Below are 26,661 nucleotides of genomic sequence, written 5' to 3' on the forward strand. Positions count from 1 at the left end.
CGGAACCCCGGGTCAATCGTCGTCGACGTAGGGGTTCTTGCTGCCGCGCAGATAGAATCGGATCGGCACCGCCGTGAGCTGGAAGCTCTCCCGCAGGCCGTTCACAAGATAGCGCGTATAGGCTTCCGGCAATTCCGTCGGCTGGCTGACGAAGGCAGCGAAGGTCGGCGGGCGTGTCTTGACCTGCGTCATGTAGCGCAGCTTGATCCGGCGCCCCTTGGCCAGAGGCGGCGAATGCTGGGCGGTCATGTCGGCGAGCCAGCGGTTCAGCCGCGATGTCGAGACCCGGCGGTTCCAGGTGTCGTATGTCTCGACGATGGCATGCAGCAGCTTGTCGAGATTGCGGCCGCGCTCGGCGGAGATGGTGATGTAGGGAATGCCCTTGACCTGCGGCAGCGAGGTCTGCAGCCGGTCCCGGAGATGGCCAAGCGCCTTCTCCCGGTTCTCGACGATGTCCCACTTGTTGGCGGCGATGACGAGGGCACGGCCTTCCTCGACCACCATGCGGGCGATGGTCAGATCCTGCTTTTCCAGCATCGTGCTGGCATCCACCATCAGCACCACGACATGGGCGAACTGGATGGCCCGGCGGGTATCCTCGCCGGAAAGATGTTCCAGCCGCTGGGAGACGCGTGACCGGCGACGCAGGCCGGCCGTGTCGAACAGCTTGAACGGCTGGCCTTCGAATTCCCATTGGCTCTCGATGGCGTCACGCGTGATCCCGGCTTCCGGGCCGGTCAGCATGCGGTCTTCGCCAAGCAATGCGTTCACGAAGGTCGATTTGCCGACATTCGGGCGGCCGACAATGGCCAGCCGGATGGTGTCCGGCGCCTTGGCGTCGCGCCAGGTAACGGCACCGTCGGGCGCTTCCTCGATGATATCGTCGTCGCTTTCAGCACCATCGTCGAAGTCGCTGTAATCGTCATGCGCGCTTTCCGGCGCAAAGGCGGCAAGCGCGTCATAGAGCTCGCTCAGGCCTTCGCCATGCTCCGCGGAAACCGGCACCGGCTCGCCCAGGCCAAGCCCGTAGGCCTCGTACAGGCCAGGCCGTCCGGCCTTGCCCTCGCATTTATTGACGACCAGGATGACTTTCTGTTTCTCGCGGCGCAGCCAGCGCGCGAAATAGTCATCCAGCGGGGTAACACCGGCCCGGGCATCGATCACGAACAGCACGGCGTCGGCTTCGGTGACGGCCGCCTCGGTCTGCAACCGCATGCGGCCTTCGAGACTCTCGTTCTCGGCATCTTCCAGACCGGCCGTGTCGAACAGGCGGAAGCTCAGGTCACCGACCCGTCCCTCGCCCTCACGGCGGTCGCGCGTGACTCCGGGCTGATCATCGACAATCGCCAGGCGCTTGCCGGCGAGCCGATTGAACAGGGTGGATTTGCCGACATTCGGGCGGCCGATAATAGCGACTGTAAAACTCATGGCTGTTCCGTAGTCCCGAGACATGCCCAGATCAAGCACCGTTGCGGCATAGCCGCCATGCGGGAGCACCGCGTCCACATGGCGCGGAGTCTAGCGGTAGGCCTCGAGCTCGCCGTCATCCGTCAGGAAAAACACCGTTCCGCCCGCGACGATGGGCGGCACGAAGACCGGCGCCCCGATATCGATCTTGCCCAGAATGTCCCCCGTATAGGGCGAAATCGCATAGACATCCCCGGTCGAAGCGCCCACCAGCAGGCGGTCGCTGACCAGCACCGGACCGGCATAGGTGATGATGCCTTCCTTGTCTTCCGGGTTCTCGAACACAGGCAGCTGCTGGATCCACCGAATCTGACCGCGGCGCTTGGTCAGCGCCAGCACTTCCCCGAGATTGGAGACAACGAACATATAGTCACCCGCGACCCACGGGGTCTGCACCCCGCCAACCCGTGCCTCCCAGATTCGCCGGCCGGAATTCAGATCTGTCGCCAGCAGGCGGCCTGCCTGGCTGATGGCGATGACCAGACCGTCATCCACCACCGGGTTGCCGCGAATGTCCGACAGACGGGAAACCGCATTGGCGCTTCTCAGCGCACTCAGATTGTCACTCCAGAGCAGGCGGCCATTCTCGAGCCGGAGAACGAATAGCTCGCCGGAGGAATAGGGAATCACCACCGTGCCGCCGCTCACCGCCGGGCTGGCGATACCGAGCAGGGCCGATTCTTCGGAAATACCGACATGCGACCAGATCCGGGTTCCATCCCTGAGATCGAGGGAGAATGACTGGTTGCCGAGAATGCTGACAAAGACCCGCCCCTCCGCGACGGTCGGCGCACCCCGCGCCGGGCCGGGCAGCCTGGCGCGCCAGAGTTCCGTTCCGTCTTTCAGATCGAAGGCGATCACCTCGCCATAGCCTGTGGCCGCAACCAGCTTGCCGTCGCCGGCAGCGATCGCGCCCGGATAAATGGTCTCGTCCTCGTCGTCCGGACGGGTTTCCGCAGACCAGACCTTCTCGCCATTCGCCACGGTCAGCGCCGCAACATAGCCTTCGCTGTCCATCGTGTAGATCAGCCCGTCGACCACGACCGGGCTTGCGATCAGCTGGGTTTCATCGTCCGAGCCACTGCCGATGCCGGTCGACCAGGCACGCTTCAGGACATCCCCGGCCGCCAGATGTTGCATGGCATGCACGGCATTCCCACCGGGCAGCGGCCAGTCCTTGTTTTCAAATGGCCGTGGCAGAACGATCTTCAGCTCGGCAAGCTTCGGGTCCGCGACCAGGGTGTTCTCAAGGGCGAGGATCGGCAGACGCTTGCCTTCCAGCGGCGGACCATCCTTCTCCCCGCCGAAAAACAGGCCGTCGGCGCCGCAGCCCTGGAGCAGAGCAGCGGCAAGGAATGCGAGGCCAAGACCCCGCCAGGAACGCTTACCGGTCATGCAACGCTCCTGGTCACTCGGCACCAATGGCGCTGAGCAGTTCCGCGACCCGGGCGCGTTGCTGCCGCGGCGTTGCTGCATCGGCGCTGAGCACCTGCAGGATCTCTCGGGCCTTCGCCTTGTCGCCGGCCTTCAGTGCGATCATCGCTTCGGTTTCACGGGCGAGCGGGCGCCAGGGGCCGGTGGTGTTGGCAAGTGCAGAAATTTCCCGGGAGAGGACCGCCGGATCACCGCTGTCAATCCGGTGCGAGACGGACAGCAGGCGGGCCAGATCGCGGAGCAAAGCGGGGGCGCCCTGATCATCGGCCATTTTCTTGTAGATCAGCACCGCGCCGTCGCGATCGCCTGCCTCGATCAAGGCAGCGGCCTGGCGCAGGGTCGCGAGAGCCGCGTAGCCGGTACTGCCGTCCTGGGCAAGCGCACCGAACCCGGCGGCCGCCACGGACGGATCTTCCGCCAGGGCTTTGGCTGCGGCTTCGTAGCGCACGGACTGGGCCGCCTGCTGCTTCGCCTCATAGGACTGCCAGAACCTGTATCCGCCTACCGACGCAAGGACCAGGATCGCAAGCGCGATGACGTAGGCGCCATACCGTTTCCAGAGCTTGGCCGCCTTCTCCTGCTGGAGCTCTTCGTCAATCTCGCGAAAAATGTCTGCCACGCGTCTCTCCGTTGCGATGCGCCGCCCCCGTCGCACAAGCGGACGGGCATATCGGCGGACAAGTCCTACCGCCTTGGTTCCGGACAGCATTCCGCGCTGCCGGCATCCGGCGGAAGAGCGCAACCTACATGGCGCGCCCGCCGAAATCAAACCGCTCTCGCACGCGTGGTACTTTCCCGGATCGCGGCCTTTACGCCGGGCGATTTTTCGGGAAAACTGTGTTTCATGAATCGGCAACAAATCCAACGGTGATTGACCCATGGCGGATTTGATTCGGCTCAAAAAAAGCCGATCGCCGCAGCGCGGTCCTTTCTTCACCAAAACGGAACTCGGCCAGCTCCTGGCGCTTTACTCGAGCCGCGTCATCTCCGGCGAGTGGCGAGACTATGCCATTGACCATTCCGAAGAGGGCGTCGCCTTCTCGATTTTCCGGCACAGTCACGAGCTGCCCCTGTTCTCGGTCTCCAAGAAACAGCGCAAGGGCCAGCGCCAACCGACCTTCGAGCTTGTGTCGGGTTACAAAAAGATCACGTCCTCACCATCTTTGATGGACGTTATCGCCAAGTTCGAGAAATTGCCCCGCCTCGTCACCGGTTGAAATCATGTCCTCATTCGATGCCTTTCTTTCCGAGATCCGGAACGCCGCCCGGCTGCCCGACCGACCAGCCCCTATCCCCACAGGGACAGGCGTTCTGCCCTCCGCCTATGCGGTCACGGATCTCGCCACGGCGTCCGTCGCGGCTGCCGGCGAGGCACTTGCCAGCCTGATATCCGCCCGGCACGGCAGCGAGCCCCGGGTCAGCGCCGACCGCCGGCTTGCCTCCTTCTGGTTCAAAAGCTCGCTGCGTCCAGACGGATGGGAGCTGCCGCCGGTCTGGGACCCGGTGGCTGGCGATTATGCCACCCGGGACGGCTGGATCCGCCTGCACACCAATGCGCCGCATCACCGCAAGGCCGCCCTCGCCACGCTTGCTGTTCCGGACACCGCCAACACCGAACGCGCCCAGGTGGCCGCGGCGGTGGCCGCATGGAACGCGACGGAGCTTGAGGCCGCAGTCGTCGGCGCCGGTGGCTGCGCCGGCGAGCTGCGCTCCAGCGCGGCCTGGGCAATGCATCCCCAGGGCAAGGCCGTGAGCGCGGAGCCTCTGCTGCGCCATGAGGCGTTTTCCGGCCCGCAGCCGGCGACTTGGGAAGTGAACCGGGCCCGGCCGCTGGAGAACATCCGGGTGCTTGACCTGACCCGCGTGCTGGCGGGACCGACCTCGACCCGCTTTCTCGCCGGATACGGAGCAGATGTGCTGCGGATCGATCCGCCGGCCGATCTCTGGGAGGAGGCGCTGACCGAGGAAATGACCCTCGGCAAGCGGTCCGCCATTCTCGATCTGCGCAAGGGTGCCGACCGGCAGCACCTGAAGCAGCTGATCGCGGAGGCCGATGTCATGGTGCATGGCTACCGCGCGGACGCCCTCGCCGGTCTCGGGCTCGGCGAGTCTGTCCGCCGGTCCCTCAATCCCGGACTGGTCGATGTGGCACTCTGCGCCTACGGCTGGACCGGTCCATGGGCCGGGCGGCGCGGCTTCGACAGCATCGTTCAGATGAGCAGCGGCATCGCCGAGACCGGCATGCGCCACTATGGCAAGGACAAGCCGACACCGCTTCCGGTCCAGGCACTGGATTACGCGACCGGGTTCATCCTCGCGGCAGCGGTCGTGAGCGGCCTTGCAGAACGGGTGCGGAGCGGTGACGGCAGCAGTTTCCGGTCCTCCCTTGCCCGCGTTGCCTCCCTGCTTGAAAGCCAGAAACAGAATCTGGATGAACCGGCATTCCCCGCCGAGACCGATGCGGATCTCGCGCCGGATATCGAGGAAACCCATTGGGGTCCTGCCCGCCGGCTCGCGTCGCCGGTCACGGTCGCCGGCGTGCCTGTCTCATGGGATGTCCCGGCCGGGCCCATCGGCACCTCAGAGCCTGTCTGGCCGCTGCGCTGAGCGTCAGCGGAACGTAGTCCTCAAGATCCCGTCATCTGCTTGTTCGATCAAAATGTTCTTGTTATGTTCTCATTCTGATATCCAGCATGGACACCACGGATGGGACGTTTCAAAGACAGGGCCCTGCAACGGGACCAGCAACGCAGCCGGCCCGCCACCCTGGCCGACCTGGCCCGCGCCGGGATCGGCGTATTCTGCTGGTGCAACCGCTGCGGCCATAATGCGGAAGCGGCGACGGCGATGCTGATCGCACAGCTCGGTCCCGATTTTGCTGTGCCCGAGATTGGCACCCGGATGCGCTGCAGTTCCTGCGCCTCGAAGGATATCGCAACCCGCCCGGCCTGGCCGACCAGCGATCAGGCGGTGGCCCGGCACAGCTAGGCATACCGGGCCGGACAGGCAGTTTCCGTCCGGCAGAACTTGCCGCTCCCGGCACTGACGTCCGGGAGACCCGCCGGAGAACAATGAAATTTAACCGATTCCAGGGAATTCTCGCGATGGCCGGAAAATGGCACGCGGGTTGCTTACAGAACGGGCATCCACCGCGGGCCGGAACAGAAGGGCCGGGACCGCCAAGAAAAACGGGAACGACAGAAACGAGGCCGCCCATGTCGCAGTCCATCACCCAGCCCACCGCCCAGTCCGACGAGCGCCGCCGCGCACCGCGCGCAACAGCACCGATGACCGCCGTGGTCGGCACGACTCCCTATACGATCGACGACTGGAACGCGCTGGGCATCAAGATCGTCGGCTATTACGGCAATCTGAAACCGGACGACAAGGCGGAACTGCGCGTACTGGTCCCGACGGCCGGTCCCGGCGCCCTCTTCAGCGCCAGGATCTCTGTCCGGCGCTACGATCCGGATACGGCTGCCCTCACCCTGCTGTTCGACCCTGCCGAGCCTGTTGCAACGACGACCCTGAACCGCTACTTGCATGAAATGGTCGCGCAGGGATGCGCGTGAGTTTTCTGCGATGAACAGTTTCAGAGGAGCCGCCAGCCTGATGGCCGACGACCGCACACCCGCCGTGTTCGATCTGCGACGCGACGTCTCCCCTGACGACAAAAAAGAACGCGACAGCGACTCCGCCTTCCCCAGCCTGAAGCGGCGCCCCGCCGAAGAACGGGCGAAGGAGATCGTCGACGACCTGAAAGAGGTGATTCTCAATCCCGGCCGCACCGACGGCAAGACCGGAATGCGCGTCGGCGACTGGACCAAGATCGCCCGTCAGGACATCACCAAGGCGATCCGCGATGCCGAGACCAGCGCCGCCTTTCGCGAGCTGATGTCGGCCAACCGCATCGGCGGGCTCTGCATGCGCATTGGCTTCCTGCTGCTGGCCGCCGTCGCTTCCTTCTTCTCCTTCTGGTACGGCATCGTCTTCATCGGCCGCGAATACGGCCCGCTCTGGGGCTTCGGCGCCACCATGTCCGCCCTCGGCCTCTCCCTCGCCTTCGTCATTGCCGGTCTGGTCTATGGCAGCGAGAACAGGGAACAGGCCCGCGACAAGGCGAAGAGCCGGTTTCAGAAGTAACATCCCAAAAGCATCCGAAGCATAAGGACAGAACCGTCCCCGGTGAGCCACGCCCCCCCCGGGAAAGTCCCGCCTCGTCACGTCAGGCGGATGGACACCCCGCCATCTGCGTCGACGGCGCTCCCCGTGACGAAACTGGCCCTGTCCGACAGCAGAAACAGCGCCGACTGCGCGATCTCGCGCGGCTCCGCCATCCGTTTCAGCGGGTGCAGTCCGGCGATGAAATCCTGAACGGCCGGATCACCTGCCGCCATCCCGGTTTTCGTGCCTCCGGGAAGCAACGCATTCACCCGGATGTTCTGCCCGCCATGCTCCGCCGCGAGCGACATGGTGAGCCCGATCATGCCCGCCTTCGATGCCGCATAGGCTCCCATTCCCGGCATCCCCGCATTGGCATGTCCGACAAAGGAAGAGGTGAAGACGATCGAGCCGCCGCCATTCGCGATCAGCGCCGGGATCTGGTATTTCGCGGCAAAGAACGCGCTGGTGAGATTGGTGCCGATCACCGCGTTCCAGTTGTCCGTTTCCATATCCGGTACCGCCGCAAACGCCCCGATCGTGCCCGCATTGTTGAAAGCGCCGTCAAGCGCGCCAAACTCCTGCAAAGCGCGCGCGACGAGGGCGGCGGCATACTCCTCGTCCGTCACATCCCCCGCCAGCACGACCGCGCGGCCACCGGCCTGCCGGATGGCATCTGCGACACTGTCCAGCTCGGCCTGCCGCCGCGCGCCGAGAACGAGCTTCGCCCCCTCCCCGGCAAAGAGTTCGGCGGCCGCCGCACCGATACCGCTGCTGGCGCCGGTGATGATGAGTGTCTTGTCTCTGAGTTCCATCCGGATCCCCTCCGTTGCGATGGCTTCCAGATAGGACGGGGGCAGTTTGCAGGAACTCCGCTTCTTGCCCCGCAATTCTTTTCATCGCCGTTGCAGTTGAACGGACCGGTGACTCTGTTTCTGTTTCCACCTCGGCTTCTTGCCGTTTTCGCGGATGCCGCACCGCAACATTGCCGCTATAGTCCTCCGTTCGGACCAACGAAAATCCAAAAACAGGGGGGAAATCATGAAGCTCGATCTAACGGGCAAGCGCGCACTGATCACCGCGGGCGCCGGGGGCATTGGCCGCCGCACCGCCGAGTTGTTCAGCGAAGCGGGCGCCAAAATCTTCATCTGCGATATCGACCGGAACCAGCTCGAGGATGCGCGGGACAAGATCCCGAACCTGAACGGCACGATCACCGACGTGTCCGACCCGGACACCATGAAGGAAATGTTCGACGCGGCAATCGACGATCTCGGCGGGCTCGATATTCTGGTGAACAATGCCGGCACGGCAGGGCCGACCGAGCGGGTCGAGAATATCAGTCTCGAGGACTGGCAGACCTGCATCGATATCAACCTGACCAGCACCTTCCTGATGAGCCAGATGGCCGTCCCCTACCTGCGCGACGCGGGCGGCGGGGCGATCATCAATCTCTCCTCGGCGGCCGGCAAATTCGGCTTCCCCCTGCGCAGCCCCTATTCGGCGGCGAAATGGGGCATTGTCGGCTTCACCCGCACGCTGGCCCTCGAACTCGGCCCCGACCACATCCGCTGCAACTGCATCCAGCCGGGTGCCGTCGAAGGCGCCCGGATCGACCGGGTGATCAAGGCAAAGGCGGCAGCGAAGAAGGTCTCCGAAAACGCGATGCGGGACGAGCTTGCCTCCATCACCGCGCTCAAGACTTTCGTCACGGCGGACGATATCGCCTCCATGATCCTGTTCCTCTGCTCGAAAGCCGGCGCCCATATCACGGGCCAGGCTGTCAGTATCGATGGTGGTCTCGAAGGGCTGGTCTGACCCATGCCGAAAGCAGCGCTCTCCAACAACCTCCAGGGCGCGCTGTGGATTATCGCCTCCTGTCTGGCGGCAACGGTGATGACCGTCGGGGTCAAGCTGGCCTCCGACGGTCTGTCCTCCACGCAGATCGTGTTCGTGCGCTGTGTGCTCTCGCTGGCCATGATGGCGCCCTTCGTCATCGGCACCGGCAAGAACGTGCTGTTCAGCCGGCACTGGAAAAAACATCTGGTGCGCGGCGCCATCGGTGCCATCTCGATGAATGCGGGCTTCTATGCCCTGAGCAACCTGCCGATCACCACGGCCTCCGTGCTGTTCTTCTCCACCCCGCTCTTCATGACCGCGCTCGCGGGCCCGATGCTGGGCGAGAAAGTCGGCCTCCACCGCTGGGGCGCCACCCTGGTCGGCTTCGCCGGTATTGTCGTGGTGGTCAATCCGACCCTCGACACCATCGAATTCGCCATGCTTGCGGCGCTGATCAGCGCCGTGCTCTTCGCCGTCCTGCTGATCCAGGGGAAGGTTCTGTCGAAGGAAGATCCGCCCGGCACGCTGATGATCTATTTCATGATGATGGCAACACTGGCCAGCGCCCCGCCCGCACTGTCGGACTGGGTCTGGCCGGATCAGTCGCTCTGGATCATCCTCGGCGTGCTCAGTGTCGGGGCGACCGCGCGGGTTTATTTCGACATCAAGGCCTATGCCGTCGGCGAGGCCAGCGCGATCTCGGTCTTCCAGTATCTCCGGCTGATCACCATCGCCTTCGCCGGCTACCTGGTGTTCGGAGAAGTGCCGGACGAGCGCACCATCATCGGCGCCGGGCTGATCGTCGCGAGTACGCTCTATATCGCCGAGCGCGAGGCGCGGCGCAGAAAGCCAAAACCTGCTTCGGTTGAAAAAATGCAAGAATAATGCCCTGTGATATCAGCAGCCAATTCAACAGAAAATTTCTCATTTTTCAATTTTTAATTGCAAAAAAAGCAAGCACAAACAAACACACTAGAGATCGGTCTCCTGAAAATGCAGCCACATGCGTAAATAAGCATCCTCAATCGCCCCCACGTAGGCGTTAAGGTTTCCGGCTGAGCTGGCTAGAATTCTCTTCCTGAGCCGTCTCCGCAATTGCGCCAACGCAGGAAGATCACCCGCAAGCTTCGTTGCAGCCTCGACGTACTCGCGCTCGTTCTGGGCGACGCACCCGTCGAGGCCGAGCGTCCGCATAATCGAGTCACTGACGCGATGTGAGACGCTCTCACCGGTCATCGTCACGACTGGAACTCCCATGTAGGCTGCCTCCCAAGAGGTTACACCTCCTGTTTGAGGAGCTGTATCAAGACAGATATCGATACGTCCAAAAGCCTGAAGATGATCATGTCTGGATGTCTCACCGTCAAATAGAATGCGTCTTCGATCGATGCCTTGCGCCTTAAGGCGCCCAAGTAACAACTCGCGATTCTCCAAGTAAGACAACTCTCCGGATTTCAGAAAAAAGACAGCGTCAGGCAAAGCTCGCAGGACCGCCCCCCACAGCATCATGGTAGTCTCAGTCAGCTTCGACCATCGATTAAGGCTCCCGAAAGTCACATAGCTGTTAAATTCAGCAGGAAGAGCGGAGACCGGTGGGGCGTCTTTCAAATCAGGACATGGAATTATACATGGCAAATCCAGACACTTCTCCGCAAACAAATGTCTAACCCTAATCGGGATAGCAGCTGGATCAGTAAGTAAATAGTCGATTGTTTGGATCCCAGTTCCATTGGCATAGCCCCATGCTGTCACCTGAACTGGTGCAGCCCGCCGCGCAAAGAGTGGCAAGCGGTTCCGCGGAGAATGGCCCGAAAGATCAACAAGGATATCTATCTTGTCGGATTTTATAAGGTTGAAAACCGCTTCATCCGGAACATTGTGGACATCGCGCCAGCTGAGGTCTTGAGATCTGATCAGGTCTGTAACCAGGTCACGCTTATCATTGTTCGAATAAAGAAAAATATTGAACTTAGTCCGGTCATGATGTTCCAAAATTGAAGACATCACAAAACCGACGGAGTGGGCTGAAAAATCACCTGACACGTAACCAATCGACAATTTCTGCCCTGGCCTGCGATGAGCATCGGTTCTGCCGACAAAAGGCCTCAGTACACTGCCGTAGCGCCGCCACCATTCCCTTCGATCACTCTGCTCTCCAGCGAATCCGCTGGAGCCAATATGGTCTTTGACAAATATACGATGACTGTGAAGCACACTGGGATTCTCAGACAATTCGATCGCGCGTTCTGAACATGCGAGGTACGCGTCCAACCGATGCAGTCCGGCTTCCGCTCTGGAAAGCCATTTCCAGCTTTCTGCACTGTTCGGCTCTAAAATCGTAAGTCGGGCGGCAACAGATTTCCCTAATAAGAAATTTGAGCTGGCCAGAAGGAATTGAACATTGCTGGTCATAGCTTGAACCTTAGATGGCTCAAGGATCAGCGCCTTTCGAAACGACAGCCCTGCGACATGTTGGAATCCAGCTTGATACTTTGAAAGACCAAGATACAAGCAGGAACGGAAGTCTCCAGGCGCAATGACACTGGTCCATTCTGCAGCAGAGCCGTGCTTCTCAAGCGTCTTATCATATTCCTGACAAGCTAGAATTATTAGCATGAACGAGAGATCGCCAGGAGAGAGAGTTGCTCCACGAACCGCCGCACGATGCGCAGAGTTATGTTCCTTTGCGGCTAGCAAAATTTTTGAAGCGGTTTGAGCGATCTTCTTCTCCCACGCGCTTGCCATCAGTGCCCTCAAGCAAATCAGGTTCACGTCGCACGGAACTCCGCCAGAAAGTTGCCTGGCCGCAAATTTTAGATATCCACCTCCCTTATTTGGATTCTCAACGATTTCAATGATGGTATCGCTTGAATTGAACATGGCCATTCACCAAAAACTCAGACTCGTCTCAGGGCAAAATTTTCTATCCATGACTTCGCTCACAAACTCTATCCATGGAAGACTCACTTACCGCTTAGCCCGCTGCACCACGAACTGGATCGGCATTTATCCGGAAACCATCATCTCTATTTCCAGGAATTAACTTGATCAATGTTTACCAAGACTGTTTCCAAAGGATAGACCAAATGGCTTGAACAATTCTTGATTCCAAGCCATTTCCAGAAAAGCCAAAATTGCGCAAGCAAAGCTCGATTACACTCTAAAGAGAAAACTGAACCAATTTCTGCCACTATTCAGACAGATTAATTCAAAATGTTAGGTGGCGCCACTTCACGGGTACTGACATGATTGTCGCCAGCACGCTCTATATCACCCAGCGAAAGGCACTCCGGCGAAATAAGGCGCATTGCCGCAACGACGCGGGCGTGCGTTATTCGGCCAGTTCGCGATCGAGCCAGAGCGCCGAACGCAACAGCTTGCCGTCCTCACCCGGCTTTCCGACAAGCTGAACGCCAAGCGGCAGGCCATCGACGCTCAGCCGCGGCAAACTCACACAGGGCACGCCGAGATAGGTCCAGAGCCCGTTGAACCGGGGCGAACCGGTGGTCGCGAAACCGCGCGGCGCCGGGCCCGCCGCGGGCAGGCAGAGCACAGCGTCATATGAGTCCAGCAACGCGGCCAGAGCCTCGTTGAGCGGCTCGCGTGCAAGCAGAGCCGCTACATAATCGCCGGCACCAACTTCTTTGGACTCTGCCAGCCGTGCTTTCAGCAACTCGCTGACCTTGTCGGGGCTGGCCTCGGCATGGTGCCCGTAATAGGCCAGGATTTCGCCCGCGCTGACGGCCCCATGGAAGTCGATGATGCGGTCGAAGGGGGATGGCAGGCTCTCCCGCACGCATTGTGCGCCCAGCCCGGCGACAACGCCCTCGATGGCGGCGCGGGCACCGGGATCCGCCTCCGGCCAGGCCGGGGTCTCCAGAAAGGCAAAGTGCGGGGCCGGGGCCTCCTGCTGCATGGCCGAGGCCAGATCCGGATGCGGGGCGCCGTATCTGGAGAGATTCGCGGCACCGAAATCGGACAGGCTGTCCGTGATCAGCGCCAGGTCCTCGACGGAGCGGCCGAACACGCCGACCGTATCGAGCGTATGGGACTGCATCAGCACGCCATCGCGCGGGATACGCCCGACGGTCGGCTTGAGAGCATGAATGCCGTTGAAGGAGCCGGGACGGATCACCGAGCCCGCGGTTTGCGTGCCCAGCGCCAGCGGAACATGGAAATCCGCCACCGCCGCTCCGGAGCCCGCGGAGGAGCCGCCGGGCGTATGCTCCGGGTTATGCGGGTTGCGCGTCTTGCTGGGGCAGGTGTTGGCAAGTTCCGTGGTGACGGTCTTGCCCATGATCACCGCACCGGCATTGCGCAGCATGGCAACGCATGCCGCGTCGCGCCCGGTATGCTGCCCCCGGAACAGGTCCGAGCCGTTTTCCGTCGGCATGTCGGCGGTCTCGATGATGTCCTTGATGCCGACGGGCAGGCCATGAAGCGGGCCGGGTGCCACCCCCGCCTTCCGGCGGGCATCTGCGGCCCGGGCGTTGGCGAGGGCGATTTCAGGGTCGAGAAAAGCCCAGGCCTGCACCGTCTGCTCGCGGGCAGCCACGCGATCAAGACAGGCCCGCATGAGCTCCTCGGCCGAGACATCTCCCGCCGCCAGCATGCGTGCAAGCTCTGTTGCAGTCCGTTCGTTCAATGCAGTCATCGGGGGGCCCTCTCCAGTTAACCCGACGACTATCGGCAGCGCCCTAGCCTAGATATCAAGCGTATTGTCCCGCTCCCATTCCGTGAGGTGGGACGCGTAGGAGTTCCATTCGCCTGATTTCAGCTTCAGGAAGGCGGCCGAGAATTCGTCGCCGAGAATTGATTTCAGATCCGTATCCTTATCGAACGTCCGCAGCGCGTCCAGCATGTTCAACGGCAGACGCGGCGCATCGGCAGCAAGTTCAGGCTCGGCATACATGTCATTGTCGTAGCGTTTGCCCGGGTCCGCCTTGGTTTTCAGCCCGTCGAGACCCGCCGCGATAACGACGGCCTGAAGTAGATAGGGGTTCACCGCCCCGTCCGGCAGGCGCAGCTCGAACCGGCCCGGGCCCGGCACCCGGACCATGTGGGTCCGGTTGTTGCCCGCCCAGGTGACCGTATTCGGTGCCCAGGTCGCGCCGGAAAGGGTCTTCGGTGCATTGATGCGCTTGTAGGAATTCACCACCGGATTGGTGATCGCGGTCATGCCCTGGGCATGCTTCATGATGCCGCCAAGGAAGTTCAGCCCCTCCTTGGACAGCCCGAGCTCCTTCTTGTCGTCGGCGAAGGCATTGACCTTGCCCTTCTTGTCCCAGACCGAGACATGGCAATGACAGCCATTCCCGGTCAGGTGCTTGAACGGCTTCGGCATGAAGGTCGCACGCAGACCGTGCTTCTCGGCCACGGACTTGACCATGAACTTGAAGAAGGAATGCTTGTCCGCCGTCTTCAGGGCGTCGTCGAACTCCCAGTTCATCTCGAACTGGCCGTTCGCGTCCTCGTGGTCGTTCTGGTACGGCCCCCAGCCGAGTTCCAGCATGTAGTCGCAGATCTCGGAGATCACGTCATAGCGGCGCATCACCGCCTGCTGGTCGTAGCAAGGCTTTTCCGCCGTATCGTAGGGATCGGAAATTTCGGAGCCGTCCGGCAGGATCAGGAAGTATTCGGCCTCGATCCCGGTCTTCACGCGCAGGCCCTGCCCGGCGGCAAGATCGACCATCCGCTTCAGCGTGTTGCGCGGCGCCTGCTCGACCGGCTTGTCCTCCATCACGCAATCGCCTGCAACCCAGGCCACGTCCTTCCGCCAGGGAAGCTGAATCACCGTCGAGGCGTCCGGTACGGCGAACAGATCCGGGTGGGCCGGCGTCATGTCGAGCCAGGCGGCGAAGCCTGCGAAGCCCGCGCCCTCTTTCTGCATGCCGGCAATCGCCTGGGCGGGCACCAGCTTGGCGCGCTGGGCGCCGAACAGGTCGGTGAAGGAGATCATGAAATACTTGACCCCCGTCTCTTTCGCGAAAGCCGCGAGATCCTTCGTCATGAAACCTCCAATGTCCCCTGTCATCTCCCTCGGCGCGCGCCGCGTTGACCGCAGCGTCTTTGCCTGTTGTCTAGCCTACAGGCCGGTCTTGCCCGGTATCCAGTCCGTCCCGGCCAGCGGCACCCCCGCCATGGCCGAGGCCTCGATGCTGAGCGCACACAGGTCTTCCGGCTCGAGATTATGCACATGGTTCTTGCCGCAGGCGCGGGCGATGGTCTGCGCCTCCAGCGTCATCACCTTCAGATAATTCGCCAACCGGCGCCCGGCCGCAACCGGGTCGACCCGCTTCATCAGATCCGGGTCCTGGGTGGAAATGCCAGCGGGGTCGCGGCCCTCGTGCCAGTCGTCATAGGCACCGGCTGTCGTGCCGAGGGCGCGGTATTCCTCTTCCCAGCGCGGATCGTTGTCACCGATGGCAACCAGCGCCGCCGTGCCGATGGAAACCGCATCCGCGCCCAGCGCCAGCGCCTTGGCGACATCGGCGCCGTTCCGAACCCCACCGGAAATGACGAGCTGGACCTTGCGGTGCATGCCGAGATCCTGCAGCGCCTGCACGGCGGGCCGGATACAGGCCAGCGTCGGCAGGCCGACATTCTCGATAAAGACTTCCTGGGTCGCCGCCGTGCCGCCCTGCATGCCGTCCAGCACGACCACATCGGCGCCGGACTTCACCGCCAGCGCGGTGTCGTAATAGGGCCGGGCGCCGCCGACCTTCACATAGATCGGCTTTTCCCAGTCGGTGATCTCGCGCAGCTCCTGGATCTTGATCTCCAGATCGTCCGGCCCGGTCCAGTCCGGATGCCGGCAGGCGGAGCGCTGGTCGATGCCCGGCGGCAGGGTGCGCATCGCCGCCACCCGGTCGGAGATCTTCTGGCCGAGCAGCATGCCGCCGCCGCCCGGCTTGGCGCCCTGCCCGACCACCACCTCGATGGCGTCGGCCCGGCGCAGATCCTTCGGGTTCATGCCATAGCGGGACGGCAGGTATTGGTAGACGAGGATCTCGGAATGCCCGCGTTCCTCCTCAGTCATGCCGCCGTCACCGGTGGTGGTGGAGGTCCCGGCGAGCGTCGCGCCGCGCCCCAGCGCTTCCTTGGCCGGACCGGAGAGGGAGCCGAAGCTCATCCCGGCGATTGTGATCGGGATCTTCAGCTCGATCGGCTTCTTCGCATGCCGCGCCCCGAGCACCACGTTAGTGCCGCACGCCTCACGGTATCCTTCCAGCGGATAGCGGGAGATCGAGGCGCCAAGGAACAGCAGATCGTCGAAATGCGGCACCTTGCGCTTCGCACCGGCGCCCCGGATGTCATAGATGCCCGTCGCGGCGGCGCGGCGAATTTCCGACAGGGTGTAATCGTCGAAGGTGGCGGACTGGCGCGGCGTGGTCGGGGGATTTTTGTAGCTCATCTGTCCGGCCTCAATACGCGTCGACATTGTCGATGTTGAAATTGTAGAGCGTGCGGGCGGAGCCGTAACGGGTGAACTCCTCCGGCTTTACGTCCGTGATCCCCGCTTTCGCCAGCAGGTCCGCGAGCAGCGCCAGATGCTTCGGCCGCATCTTCTTCTTCACGCAATCGGCGCCAAGGCTCTTCACCTCGCCACGCACGAAAAGTTTCGCCTCATAGAGCGAGTCGCCCAGCGCATCGCCCGAGTCGCCCAGCACGACGAGGTTTCCGGCCTGGGCCATGAAGGCGGACATGTGCCCGATATTGCCTTTCACGACGATATCGATGCCTTTCATGGAAATACCGCAGCGCGAGGAGGCATTGCCCTCGATCACCAGCAGGCCGCCATGCCCCGTGGCACCGGCATACTGGCTGGCATCCCCCTTCACCACGACGGTGCCGGACATCATGTTCTCCGCCACCCCCGGGCCCACGCTGCCATGCACGGTGACGGTCGCCTCTGCATTCATCCCGGCGCAGTAGTAACCAACGCTGCCGCGCACATCGACGCGCACCGGCGCATCGATCCCCACAGCCACAGCATGGGCGCCGCGCGGATTGATCACCTCGAAACCGGTCTCGTTCGCGCCTGCCCCGACGGCATGCAGTGCCTGGTTCAGGTCCCGCAGCGGAACCGACGCCAGATCAAAGGTCGGCATCGTTCAATGCTCCCAGAAATAGACGGTTGCGGGCTCGGGCTCCCAGACCCGGGCGGTTTCGATGCCCGGCAGGTTGACCAGCGCCCGGTATTCGGACCCGAAGGCGACATACTCGTCCGTCTCGGCCATCACAGCCGGCTTGCAGGCGATCGGATCACGCAGCACGCCGAAGCCGGACTTGGTGCCGACCACGAAGGTGTAGAAGCCATCCAGATCGCTCAACCCGCTTTCCAGCGCCGCGCCCAGATTGCTGCCGGTCGCGAGCTTGTGGGAGAGATACGCGGCGGCAACCTCCGTATCATTCTCGGTCTCGAAACGGAGGCCATTGCGGACCAACTCCCGCCGCAGATTATTGTGGTTGGAGAGCGAGCCGTTATGGACCAGACACTGGTCCGGCCCGGTGGAGAACGGATGCGCGCCGAAGGTGGTCACGGCGGATTCGGTCGCCATCCTGGTGTGTCCGATGCCGTGCGTGCCGCCCATTGCGCCGATCTTGAAGCGTTCCGCCACATCCTTCGGCAGACCGACTTCCTTGTAGATCTCGACACTCTCACCGCTCCCCATCACCGTGACGCCCGGGCGGAGCTCCTTCAAGGCTGTGCGTGTCTCGTCCAGCTTCGCGACATCAACCGCGATAACGGCATGAGTCGCCCGCACCGTCACCGAGACGGCAACGCCCAGCCTCTTAGCAAGCGCAGCCTTGAGGCCCTTGAAGTCCGCGGCCGGATCGGCGGACTGCACCGTGATCTTTCCGGCACCCGCTTCGCTCGGGCCATAGATCGCGATGCCGGCACTGTCCGGACCGCGATCCGTCATGGTGATCAGCATATCCGACAGCAGCGCGCCGAGCCGTGGCTCCAGCGCCTTGTCCTTCAGGAACAATCCAACGATGCCGCACATGGCCGGCAACCCTCCGCGTCAAGTTCTGATGGAGGTTAGCAGCCCACTTTCCGGAACTCAATTACGAAGAATAATAGTTTCCCCTGAGGAATATTTCGTTCAATCCGGCGTGCCGCGCTGGGGATAGGAGATGATCGAGAGATAGCGGATCGGCCGGGTGATCAGCTCTTCCGGCCCGTGCGGCGCATCGGCGTCAAAAAACAGGCTGTCCCCCGGCAGCATCCGGTATGTCTCGTCCCCATGCCGGTACAGCAGCTCGCCCTCCAGCATGTAGATCAGCTCGGTGCCCTGATGCTGGAAGGCCGGGAAGATGTCGGAATCCTCGGTCAGGCTGATCACGTAGGGCTCGACCAGAACGCCGCTGGTATTGCCTTCAAGATAGCCGAGCAGATTGTACTGGTGCCCGGCCCGGGTGCCCCTTCGCTCGACCTGCACCCCCTCGCCCGCTTTCACGAAGACCGCGTTGCGCGGCTCCTCGAACCGCTTGAACAGATCGGTGATCGGCACGCCGAGTGCGCGGGCGACGGCCTGCAGCGTGGTCAGGGACGGAGAGATCGCCCCGTTCTCGATCTTCGACAGCATGCCGATGGAAAGACCGGTGGCTGTGGCAAGATCGGCAACGGTGATGCCGAGCGCCTTGCGGAACTCCCGCACCTCCCGGCCGATCGCCTGCTCCAGATTGTTTTCCTTCGGCTCCTTGACCGCATGCGGGTCCTGGGCCAGTGCAGGCCTGCCGCTGGTGGTCGCCCCTCTGGCGGCCTTTGGCTTTCCGGAAGACATCAGGAATAACGGGCAAGACGGTCGAGCAGGCGGGCGAGAAACGCGTCCGCATCGACATCCAGCATCACGGTCGCGTTCGGCACCCCGTCCCCCGCATCGCGGACGATGCTGCGCCCCGCCTCATCGCCCTCGGTGACGATATCGACACGGCGTGCCTCGCCGGAGAAAAGCTCCGGCCAGAGCAGATAGCCGACCGTCAGCACGTCGTGCAGCGCCGGGTCGTTGTCGGAATCGTAAAAGGTCAGCATCCCGGCCGTCGTATGGCCGACCGTCGTCTCCAGCGCCCGCAATGCCTGGATCCAGTCCGGTTTCGCCCGCACCTGGTGGGTGACGTTCAGGCCGTGCATGACAATCGGCGCCCCGCTCTCGAACACGATGTGGGCGGCGTGCGGGTCGACATGAAAATTGAACTCGGCATGGGGCGTGACGTTGCCCGGACCGGTCGAGCCGCCCATGACCACGATATTCGAAACTTCCTGCGCGAATTCCGGCCGCGCCGCCAGGGCATGCGCGACATTTGTCAGCGGCCCCACCGGCAGCAGCGTGATGCCGCCCGGCGCGGCGGAAATTTCCCGGCGCAGCACGTCGGCGCCATGCCCCGGCGCCAAAGCGGATAAAGCGTCGGGAAGATCACTGCCATCGAGCCCGGTCTTGCCGTGAATCTCGTCCGCCGTCTTCAGCGCCCTGATCAGGGGACGCGGGCAGCCGGCATGGACCGGAACCTCGCCGCGCCCGGCAAGATCGCGGATACGCCGGGCATTGGCCTCCGTCCGGTGCAGCGGCACATTGCCCGCAACCGTGGTGACGGCCTTGATATCGAGCTCTTCCGGGCTGGCGAAGGCGAGCAGCAGGGCCACCGCATCGTCAATTCCCGGATCGCAGTCAATAATGATAGTCTCGCGCTTGGTCATCAGCGGAAGATAGGCGGCGGGGGAAAACTGCGGCAAGCTGTTTTACCGGAACGCCTTGAACCATCGGCAGGGTTCCGCTATTCCCGTCCGCTCAATCGAACAAGGGGGACACCCGTGCAAAAGAGCGAAATCGAAAAAGTTCAGCGCTACCTGCGCCAGACCTTCGGCAACCACGGCATCAGCATCGAAGGCCGTCCGAACAAAGACGATTCGGCCGAAGTCTCCCTGGATGGGGAATTCATCGGCGTCATCTTCAAGGATGATGAAGAAGGCGATGTTTCCTATGATTTCCATATGACTATCCTGGAAATGGACCTCGACTGAGGGGTCCATTCGCGCGAGCGAAAAACTCCACAAAACCGAAACACAGGATGTGTCACTCTGTACCAGAACCTGGAACGGAGAGTGGCACATGCGTCTTGATGACATTGTTACGGTGACCTGCACCGATACGGACAAGACGGAACAGGGCAAGGTGGTCCGTCTCGGACGCGACCGCGCCGACATCATGATCGGCCCGGCGGTGATCCCGTTCCGGATGACAAAACCCGGTTTCTATATCGGCAACCTGCACGGGCTCGAGTTCACCATGAAGGCGGGATGACGGCTCCGTAAGTGCAGCCACCGACTTCGCTCCCGGATCGAAGATTAGGTCCAGAGATCGGCCCGCTGCAGGCGGTGGAACCGCATGCATTACCTATGAGTAGAATTATATTATCCCACAAAAACTCCCCCTAAAGGCGAAATTCACGTGATTTCCGTCATTTATTTAGATAACGTTCGTTCAAATATCGATATTACGTGTAATGAGTCGGCCGGGGCGTTAGAAAAGACGGGTACTTCGAGTATATCTGCCGATCGCAAAAGCGATGAAATCAGGTCGGTTCGTTGAGACGAGAAATGGCGAAGGGGGAGTGCCATGGATCATTCTCGGCATCCGGGAAGAGTGCGCCGTAAAACAGCCGTCATCACCACCTATATTACAGCAGCCACGTTTTTCCTTGCGGGCTGCGTCGATAGTGTTCCCGCCACGCGCGTGCGGGAAGGCGTTCATCCACAGCATATCGACGATATGGTCCGCTTCCGAACCACCTATTACTTCAGGGTGTTCGATGCATGCGAGGTGAATGAAACAAACGACATCGATGCACTATATGATCGTGCCGGCGGCATCTTCCTGCGAAAGAAACGGGACAAGAAGCTCAAGCTCCTGAAGGATTCCCTCTACCGCTTTACGATGACCGGCAAGGCGCCAGCCTATACGTCCAACGTACATTTCGAGGCCGGTACCCTCAAATCCTGGCAGATAGATCCCTTCGGCGCGATCGTCGACTATGACGACCAGAACAAACGTTTCTACTTCAAGTCGCAGTCCGAATCCCGGCAAGAAGCGCGCCTTTCTGAGCTGACTCGATCATTGCGGCAACTAAAGGAACTAAGAGAAGAATTTGCAGACACTGACGAGGCGAAGGAGGTTGTCGACCAGATCATTCTCTCCCGCCTGCGGGACACGGACACAGCGACCTCCGAAAAAGTTCGCCGTTCACTTGTTCAGGACCAGCTTTACCTTCTGGCCATCGAGGCCGAAAAGCTCGTCGGATCGGCTAATGCCGCAGTGAAGAAGGCAAGCACGACCGCCAGTCGAGCGGCGGATCCCGATCTTGGAGACGGGGACACTGCGGCGGTTCAAAAAGCTGCACTCCGGCCAACAGCGGATAAAGAAAAAGAGCTGAATGCCGCTCGAACAGCGGCAAACACACAGCTTGCCAAAATTGCGAAGCCTCTGGGAGCCGCCCTGTCGGAGCTCACCGCTGCGGAAAAATCACTCGCAGCATCCCTTACCCGGGCCGAAGCTGCGGTCGCCGTCTGGAAGACAGAAAGTGCCGCGGCCGGAACGGGAGAGAACAAAATCGGTTTTCTTGCACGCTCCGAAAACACGTTGCGCATGTTCGCGCCATCCGTCTCAACGCACACAAACCCGGGGGACACTCAGCAGCTGACCCTTACGGCAGATAATCCAGAGTTCATATCCGCCACACCGATGGAATACAGGTTGGATCTGTCTGACGAGATCAGCATGCCTCACAAGATCAAACTGCTCCTCAGACAGACTTCCGGCTCGCACCCCCGTCCGGAAACAGAGGTCATGGTTGATATTCCGCCCAACACGGAACCGGCAGACGCAATCAAGAAGATCGAGGACGCCATAAAGAAAGCTGTCGGCGACAAAGCCAAATCGACATTGGACATCGAGGTCATAGAAACCACTGCGAAGAGTTTGACCATCAAGGGCAAGGAACTAAGCGCCCCTTACGAAGTGCAGGTAACGGAATACCGCCATACCTTCTCGATAGGCAAAACAGGCGAAAAAACTCCAGATGAAGACAAGGCTCTGGCGGAGCTAAAGATTTTGGGGCCTCTTGGCCCACAGTCCGTCCAGCTACGACTGGATATTGCCGAGCTGAAACTGCCCGCCAAGCCAGGTACGGAAACAGGTTCGGACGGTACCGCGAGCAAGCCAGCAACCAAGACCATCGAAGTACAACGGACGTTCAGGGGCACCAAAGAACTCGCCGATGCACCGAAAACGGCTCAAGCCCTGCTACCTGCGCTCAACGACTGGTTCAATGACTTGGGATATACCAGCGAGCAGCTTTCAGCCCGCCTAACCAGCGGCTCGGATGGCGTTCTGATTTTGGCGGGAGCGAAATCGATCAACCTGTCTATCCTCGAAGCCAAGCCGCTATACCAAACAAAAGAATCCCGATTATCATCCACGGAGCGCAAGCATAAGATTTTGAACTATACCGTTGAGGCCGCAGGAACAATTGAAGCCGGCGACTCATTCAGCCTCAAGCTTCCGATAAAAACAACAGATAGCAGCAACAAGGAAATATCATACGAAAGCAAAGACCTGCTCCATACAGCCAAGTTCACCGATGATGCACTTACACCGGAATTCGTTATCGCGGAGCTGGTACGGCAGGCATCTGAAATCGATGGCTGGAGCAAGGCTGGAGACGACAAAAAAGCTCTCTTCACATACCAAGTCGATCCGGCGAAGAAGAGCCAACTGAAACTCCGGCTGGATCTCGGCACGAAATGGTCGACCGAACCCGCTCCCGTCGCCGAAAGCAGTGATCGAGGCGGTCCCGCCAACCGCCCGGGACCGGCCCCAAGCGTGACTGTCACGCCAAAAGACTGGGCCGCACAGAAAGGCCTCTCCGGTACAATCACCCTCAACGGTCACTGGGAGAAGGATGACGAGATCAAGATCACCGCCCTCCCGCGGCTTGCAATCGCCGAGGCCACATATGATGCCGGAAACAAAACCAAAACCCTCCCGGTTATTTTTACCGGTCCTTTCGTCGCAAACGACACCATCCGCATTTCCGTCAACGGGTCCGAAAAATCAGTCCCTGTAGTGGCGGGAAGCACTTCCGCAAAGCTTGTCGCGGATGCTGTCAAGACGGCACTCGGCACTCCCCCGGATACGCAGGCAATTACCACAGCAAACGGCTCCTCGGCTGAGGAAGCATTTCTCTACGTCCCCGGGCTAGCGGACGGTCCAGCACCAAAAGTAGAACTTAGGATCGAAGGAGGTGTGGCATACGTGACAAACCCGGCGCGTGCCGTGCTGGCAACCCACAAGATACAGGAACACCCTGAAAACGGGGCCGCGCATCGCGCCAAAGCTGCAAAAGAGCTAGCGGCAAAACTTGCAGAAAGTGCAGACCAAAGCGGAATAAGCATGACCTTCTGGTATTCGGCCGAAGACCAGACGCTCACAGCCAATCTAGCGAACGCGGAAGCACAGAGTGCCGCCATACGATCGGACCTCGCCAATACCCGTTCAGCCCTTGAAAGAGTGAAACAGCTCAAGGCACAGGCAGAGCAACTCTACAGTCTTTCCGAAGAACCAGCGCGGCCCTCGGCGGCTGTTCAAGCCAGCAAACCGGCCGGGGCCGAAGGCTGTTCGGAAAACGCCGAGCTTCGGCGTGGCTTCCAGATCCTTGGTCCAGAAGGTGTTGCAACCTTCAACCAAGACGATCGGCTGATCATGGCGATGTCGTCAAGCGCCCGACCTCTGCTGTCAGCCTTGCAGGATATCTCAGGCCGGGTCCTGAACCAGAAGGCCAGCGAACAGGACCGCCTGCTGCCACTCGCCCGAGAGCGTGTAAGAATCCTCCAGGCTGAAAAACAGATCGCTCCGATTGAAACGCCGGATCAGGCGGCCGGCATGATCCGGGATGTTATCCAGGCTCTGCAAAATCCGGGTACGGGAGCAGCACAATGAAGACTTTGGCCAGAACCCTGACCCCTCGCCGGTTTGCCATGGCGACCATTTTCGCCGTCAGCCTTGCCGGCTGTGACGCAAACAACCGCGCGTTCTTCACCGGCGATGCCTCCATGCGTATCGATGTCGAGGTCTACAAAGGCCCGATTGCACAGGAACCGGATATCCAGTGGGGAAAGCTACACGGATATATCTCCGAAACGGAGCAGAGCCTGGAACAACTCGCAGTCGGAATAAGAGCCCAAATTATTGGCAAAATCTTACCTACTGCCAAATTAGCCACTATGACGAACCCATTCGCCCTAACAGAAAGTGCTAAAAAGAAAGATCAGGCGCGTATCGCACTGATAAAAGATCTACTGAAGCATCTAGTCAAAGAGAATGAGTTAACAGCGACAGAATTTCTGTCTGGAAAATTACCAAAATTTTTTGACCTAAATGTATCATTGGGCACAGCTTGTAAAGATCCGTTCCTTGACCAAACTGCCGATGCGGCAGCCAGATACATGCTGACAGAAAGCAATATTGAAAACAATATATTGCAAAATATTCCATCATCCGAAAAGTTTAGCGCAGACGAAGGACTCCGCGATGTTTTCATACTGAACGGTGTTCTGCGCGATACCTGCCGAATGCATGAAATTGCTTTTGATCTAAAAGAATCTGCTGACGACTGGGGCATCGAGTACAAAAAGCTCACTAAAAGCCTCAACGATTCGACCAGCGATACACCTCTAGAAAACTCAGAAGCATTGACCCGCCGTTCGATAGCCCTTCGGCGACAACTTCGCAGCGTACTTCAACAAGCCGCATCAGATGCGGGACGCTTCAAGGTAAAGTCTGCATTTTGGGCTTTCACCGGAACACTGAACACATCAACCGATAAAAAAATCAGACAAATACCCGTTTCCTTGCAACTTATCGGTGGAGAATATGAGCGCCGCATCACCTCTGCGGCCAACGCGCTCCTGGCACAAATGGACTACGCAGACCGCCGGGAAGTTCCGATCAGCACCTTGCTTGCGGACAGCAATCCGACTGCATTCATAAATCAGATCCTCTGGTATGACGTTGCCGGGACACGCCTGAACAACGACGAACTTTTCTCGGATAGTTACTCACAGGACAGGGTCCGGGCACTGGAAGCGATCTATACAGACGATACCTGGTCGCGCATCAACACCGTCCATGCCAGTGGTGCCGGTGACGTGAGCATGGCCCTGATCAAGGACGAAATCGGTAACTGGAACCTGAAGAATTTCGATCAGGACACGACGCAACTGGTGAGCACCTACAAGGGTGTCGGTCTTGCCGCGCTCAGAACCGCGACAACCCTGATGTCCGGTGGCGCCACAACGGCTGCAAGCAATGTTTCCAACGTACAGAAACTGGTCGGACTTGCGAACCAGGTGGCCTTGGGATCCGGTGGAGCCGGAGCGGCAGCCGGGAATGCGCAGCTTGAGGCGCTGCGGAGCAACCTGATCCGGCAGCTGGAAGATCTGGCACAGGAGGCCGACCGTGACCTTGTCAAACTCGCTGTCGAAGTGGCTGAGCTGAACAGCCGGGCGGAGGACGCCGTCGCAGAACGTGACCGGCTGCGCGCCGAAGCCGCCGAACTGCGACGCGCAGTGGGGGCGGATCTTGCGGCGGGTATCCTCGACACCGATGCGGCAGAAAAAGAGGCTGAGCGGCAAATCGGGCGGGCTGCCTTGAGGCGAGAGCTTGGCAACGAAAAGCTGGCCAGTGATGCCGAAGCCAAGGCCAAGCAGCTGACCGCCCTTGGGCAGAAGATCAAATCCCTGAACAGCGTGACGGAACTTGCCGAGGAACTGGAAGCCCGCGCCGAAAAGACTTTTCGAGCCTATGCAAACTTGCCCGCGCGGATCGAGGGACAGGTCCGTGTCCTGCTCGACAATTACCGCCGTATGGTGGACTCCCTTGAAATTGGCAGCGCCGGAGTGAAGACCGGCATGAACGGGAACGGGGTTCCGGAAGACAGTTCCGTTTCCGGCAGCGCAACCGGCAACCCGACCGGGAGTGCATCGGATGATGACCTGCTGAATGCCTCTTCTTCCGCAATCCTCCAAAAGCTGACGAATGGCGAGCTGGATATCGAATCTCTGCTGCGCGCGAAATATAAGGAAACTCGGGAGAAGGCGCAGGAATCGCGTAAAGGTTTAAGCGATTCATTCGCCAATAAATTTCGGAAGGAGCTCGAAGCAGGGCTGCTTGATGGTAAAGGCGCCATTGCGTCATTGGAGGAAAGCCGCGCAAGTGCGGTCGCAAAGGTGCGCGCTCAGCTCTCCAAGAGGCGATCGGAAGCACTCGACCTTGCCAACAAACTCGAACTGGTCCGTTCCGGTACCAATCTCGGTTTCGGCAAAGCCAATGACCTGCTCAACACACTCGACCGCAAGTCAGCCGCCTTTCTGGTCGAGCTGAAAAAGCGCGATTTCACCCGCAACTTGTCTCCAAATACTTTAAACGCTTTATCAGGGCTCGGGGCTTCCGGTTCCGATTTCCCTGGTCCCTTCAATTTCGAACAACTGTCCCCGGAATTCTTCGGCACATTCACGCATAATTTTTTTCAGCGTTGAGACAATGTAACTATCAATTCTGAAATACCCGTATTTGATTATCGTTGTGTAGCGTACTGACGACGAGCCACCTGTCTATGGACTCACGACCGACGGGATAAAACAATGTGCACGCAGAATGCAGCCCGGCCGGGGGAACGAAGCGCATTTACTTTCTGGCGCAG

General features: G+C 60.5%; 23 protein-coding genes. 11 read left to right on the forward strand and 12 right to left on the reverse strand.

Annotated elements, in window-relative coordinates; translation table 11 throughout:
- Window positions 1-12 precede the first annotated feature (12 nt).
- The 3 genes from der to RH950_RS18710 form a co-directional block, all read right to left on the reverse strand.
- Entirely contained in the window at window positions 13-1,428 is a 1,416-nt protein-coding gene (der, locus tag RH950_RS18700; protein ID WP_350059264.1) for a ribosome biogenesis GTPase Der, read from the reverse strand.
- A 90-nt stretch (window positions 1,429-1,518) separates the two neighbouring features.
- The gene (locus RH950_RS18705) at window positions 1,519-2,862 is read right to left on the reverse strand and encodes an outer membrane protein assembly factor BamB family protein (RefSeq protein ID WP_350059265.1); all 1,344 of its coding nucleotides are present in this window, start codon (window positions 2,860-2,862) and stop codon (window positions 1,519-1,521) included.
- Window positions 2,863-2,875: 13 nt separating this feature from the next.
- Window positions 2,876-3,520, reverse strand: coding sequence for a tetratricopeptide repeat protein (locus RH950_RS18710; protein ID WP_350059266.1), 645 nt, complete (start codon window positions 3,518-3,520; stop codon window positions 2,876-2,878).
- A 259-nt stretch (window positions 3,521-3,779) separates the two neighbouring features.
- Here RH950_RS18710 and RH950_RS18715 point away from each other — a divergent pair, with 259 nt between their 5' ends.
- From RH950_RS18715 to RH950_RS18735, 5 genes are all read left to right on the forward strand, one after another.
- Window positions 3,780-4,118, forward strand: a complete 339-nt coding sequence (locus RH950_RS18715; protein WP_350059267.1) for a DUF2794 domain-containing protein — start codon at window positions 3,780-3,782, stop codon at window positions 4,116-4,118.
- A gap of 4 nt (window positions 4,119-4,122) precedes the next feature.
- Window positions 4,123-5,508: a CoA transferase gene (locus tag RH950_RS18720; RefSeq protein WP_350059268.1), complete on the forward strand. Its 1,386-nt coding sequence runs from the start codon at window positions 4,123-4,125 to the stop codon at window positions 5,506-5,508.
- Window positions 5,509-5,607: 99 nt separating this feature from the next.
- Window positions 5,608-5,889 (forward strand): hypothetical protein, encoded by a 282-nt coding sequence (locus tag RH950_RS18725; RefSeq protein ID WP_350059269.1) that lies wholly within the window; start codon window positions 5,608-5,610, stop codon window positions 5,887-5,889.
- Window positions 5,890-6,116: 227 nt separating this feature from the next.
- Window positions 6,117-6,473, forward strand: a complete 357-nt coding sequence (locus RH950_RS18730) for a hypothetical protein (protein ID WP_350059270.1) — start codon at window positions 6,117-6,119, stop codon at window positions 6,471-6,473.
- A gap of 10 nt (window positions 6,474-6,483) precedes the next feature.
- Window positions 6,484-7,044 (forward strand): hypothetical protein, encoded by a 561-nt coding sequence (locus RH950_RS18735; protein WP_350059271.1) that lies wholly within the window; start codon window positions 6,484-6,486, stop codon window positions 7,042-7,044.
- Between the two features lie 77 nt (window positions 7,045-7,121).
- On the opposite strand, the gene RH950_RS18740 is transcribed toward RH950_RS18735, so the two are convergent.
- Complete coding sequence (locus RH950_RS18740) at window positions 7,122-7,877, reverse strand: SDR family oxidoreductase (RefSeq protein ID WP_350059272.1); 756 nt, start codon at window positions 7,875-7,877, stop codon at window positions 7,122-7,124.
- 226 nt (window positions 7,878-8,103) lie between these two features.
- Here RH950_RS18740 and RH950_RS18745 point away from each other — a divergent pair, with 226 nt between their 5' ends.
- Both RH950_RS18745 and RH950_RS18750 read left to right on the forward strand, forming a co-directional pair.
- A complete protein-coding gene (locus RH950_RS18745) occupies window positions 8,104-8,880 on the forward strand; it encodes an SDR family oxidoreductase (protein WP_350059273.1) in 777 nt (258 codons plus the stop codon).
- A 3-nt stretch (window positions 8,881-8,883) separates the two neighbouring features.
- Window positions 8,884-9,786 carry a DMT family transporter gene (locus tag RH950_RS18750; protein ID WP_350059274.1) on the forward strand — a complete coding sequence of 301 codons (903 nt, stop codon included), beginning with the start codon at window positions 8,884-8,886 and terminating at the stop codon, window positions 9,784-9,786.
- A gap of 87 nt (window positions 9,787-9,873) precedes the next feature.
- On the opposite strand, the gene RH950_RS18755 is transcribed toward RH950_RS18750, so the two are convergent.
- The 8 genes from RH950_RS18755 to RH950_RS18790 form a co-directional block, all read right to left on the reverse strand.
- Window positions 9,874-11,787 carry an O-linked N-acetylglucosamine transferase, SPINDLY family protein gene (locus RH950_RS18755; RefSeq protein WP_350059275.1) on the reverse strand — a complete coding sequence of 638 codons (1,914 nt, stop codon included), beginning with the start codon at window positions 11,785-11,787 and terminating at the stop codon, window positions 9,874-9,876.
- Window positions 11,788-12,232: 445 nt separating this feature from the next.
- Window positions 12,233-13,555 carry an amidase gene (locus RH950_RS18760; protein ID WP_350059276.1) on the reverse strand — a complete coding sequence of 441 codons (1,323 nt, stop codon included), beginning with the start codon at window positions 13,553-13,555 and terminating at the stop codon, window positions 12,233-12,235.
- Window positions 13,556-13,603: 48 nt separating this feature from the next.
- Window positions 13,604-14,911, reverse strand: a complete 1,308-nt coding sequence (gene glnT, locus RH950_RS18765) for a type III glutamate--ammonia ligase (protein WP_350059277.1) — start codon at window positions 14,909-14,911, stop codon at window positions 13,604-13,606.
- A gap of 75 nt (window positions 14,912-14,986) precedes the next feature.
- Window positions 14,987-16,315 carry an FMN-binding glutamate synthase family protein gene (locus tag RH950_RS18770; RefSeq protein ID WP_350059278.1) on the reverse strand — a complete coding sequence of 443 codons (1,329 nt, stop codon included), beginning with the start codon at window positions 16,313-16,315 and terminating at the stop codon, window positions 14,987-14,989.
- A 10-nt stretch (window positions 16,316-16,325) separates the two neighbouring features.
- Window positions 16,326-17,012 (reverse strand): protein GlxC, encoded by a 687-nt coding sequence (locus RH950_RS18775; RefSeq protein WP_350059279.1) that lies wholly within the window; start codon window positions 17,010-17,012, stop codon window positions 16,326-16,328.
- 3 nt (window positions 17,013-17,015) lie between these two features.
- Window positions 17,016-17,912, reverse strand: a complete 897-nt coding sequence (locus tag RH950_RS18780; protein WP_350059280.1) for a class II glutamine amidotransferase — start codon at window positions 17,910-17,912, stop codon at window positions 17,016-17,018.
- Window positions 17,913-18,011: 99 nt separating this feature from the next.
- On the reverse strand, window positions 18,012-18,692 hold the full coding sequence (locus RH950_RS18785; protein ID WP_350059281.1) for a helix-turn-helix domain-containing protein: 681 nt from the start codon (window positions 18,690-18,692) through the stop codon (window positions 18,012-18,014).
- Complete coding sequence (locus tag RH950_RS18790) at window positions 18,692-19,639, reverse strand: nucleoside hydrolase (RefSeq protein WP_350059282.1); 948 nt, start codon at window positions 19,637-19,639, stop codon at window positions 18,692-18,694. Before RH950_RS18790 ends, RH950_RS18785 begins: the two co-directional genes overlap by 1 nt.
- Before the next feature lie 78 nt (window positions 19,640-19,717).
- On the opposite strand from RH950_RS18790, the gene RH950_RS18795 reads away from it, so the two are divergent.
- The 4 genes from RH950_RS18795 (at window position 19,718) to RH950_RS18810 (ending at window position 26,497) form a co-directional block, all read left to right on the forward strand.
- Window positions 19,718-19,927 (forward strand): DUF3126 family protein, encoded by a 210-nt coding sequence (locus tag RH950_RS18795; RefSeq protein ID WP_028465617.1) that lies wholly within the window; start codon window positions 19,718-19,720, stop codon window positions 19,925-19,927.
- An 88-nt stretch (window positions 19,928-20,015) separates the two neighbouring features.
- Window positions 20,016-20,207 (forward strand): hypothetical protein, encoded by a 192-nt coding sequence (locus tag RH950_RS18800; protein WP_350059283.1) that lies wholly within the window; start codon window positions 20,016-20,018, stop codon window positions 20,205-20,207.
- A 315-nt stretch (window positions 20,208-20,522) separates the two neighbouring features.
- Window positions 20,523-23,900: a hypothetical protein gene (locus RH950_RS18805; RefSeq protein WP_350059284.1), complete on the forward strand. Its 3,378-nt coding sequence runs from the start codon at window positions 20,523-20,525 to the stop codon at window positions 23,898-23,900.
- Window positions 23,897-26,497: a DNA repair protein RecN gene (locus tag RH950_RS18810; protein ID WP_350059285.1), complete on the forward strand. Its 2,601-nt coding sequence runs from the start codon at window positions 23,897-23,899 to the stop codon at window positions 26,495-26,497. Before RH950_RS18805 ends, RH950_RS18810 begins: the two co-directional genes overlap by 4 nt.
- Window positions 26,498-26,661 lie beyond the last annotated feature (164 nt).

The sequence above is a fragment of the Nisaea sp. genome, assembly GCF_040217065.1.
Classification (GTDB): Bacteria; Pseudomonadota; Alphaproteobacteria; order Thalassobaculales; family Thalassobaculaceae; genus Nisaea.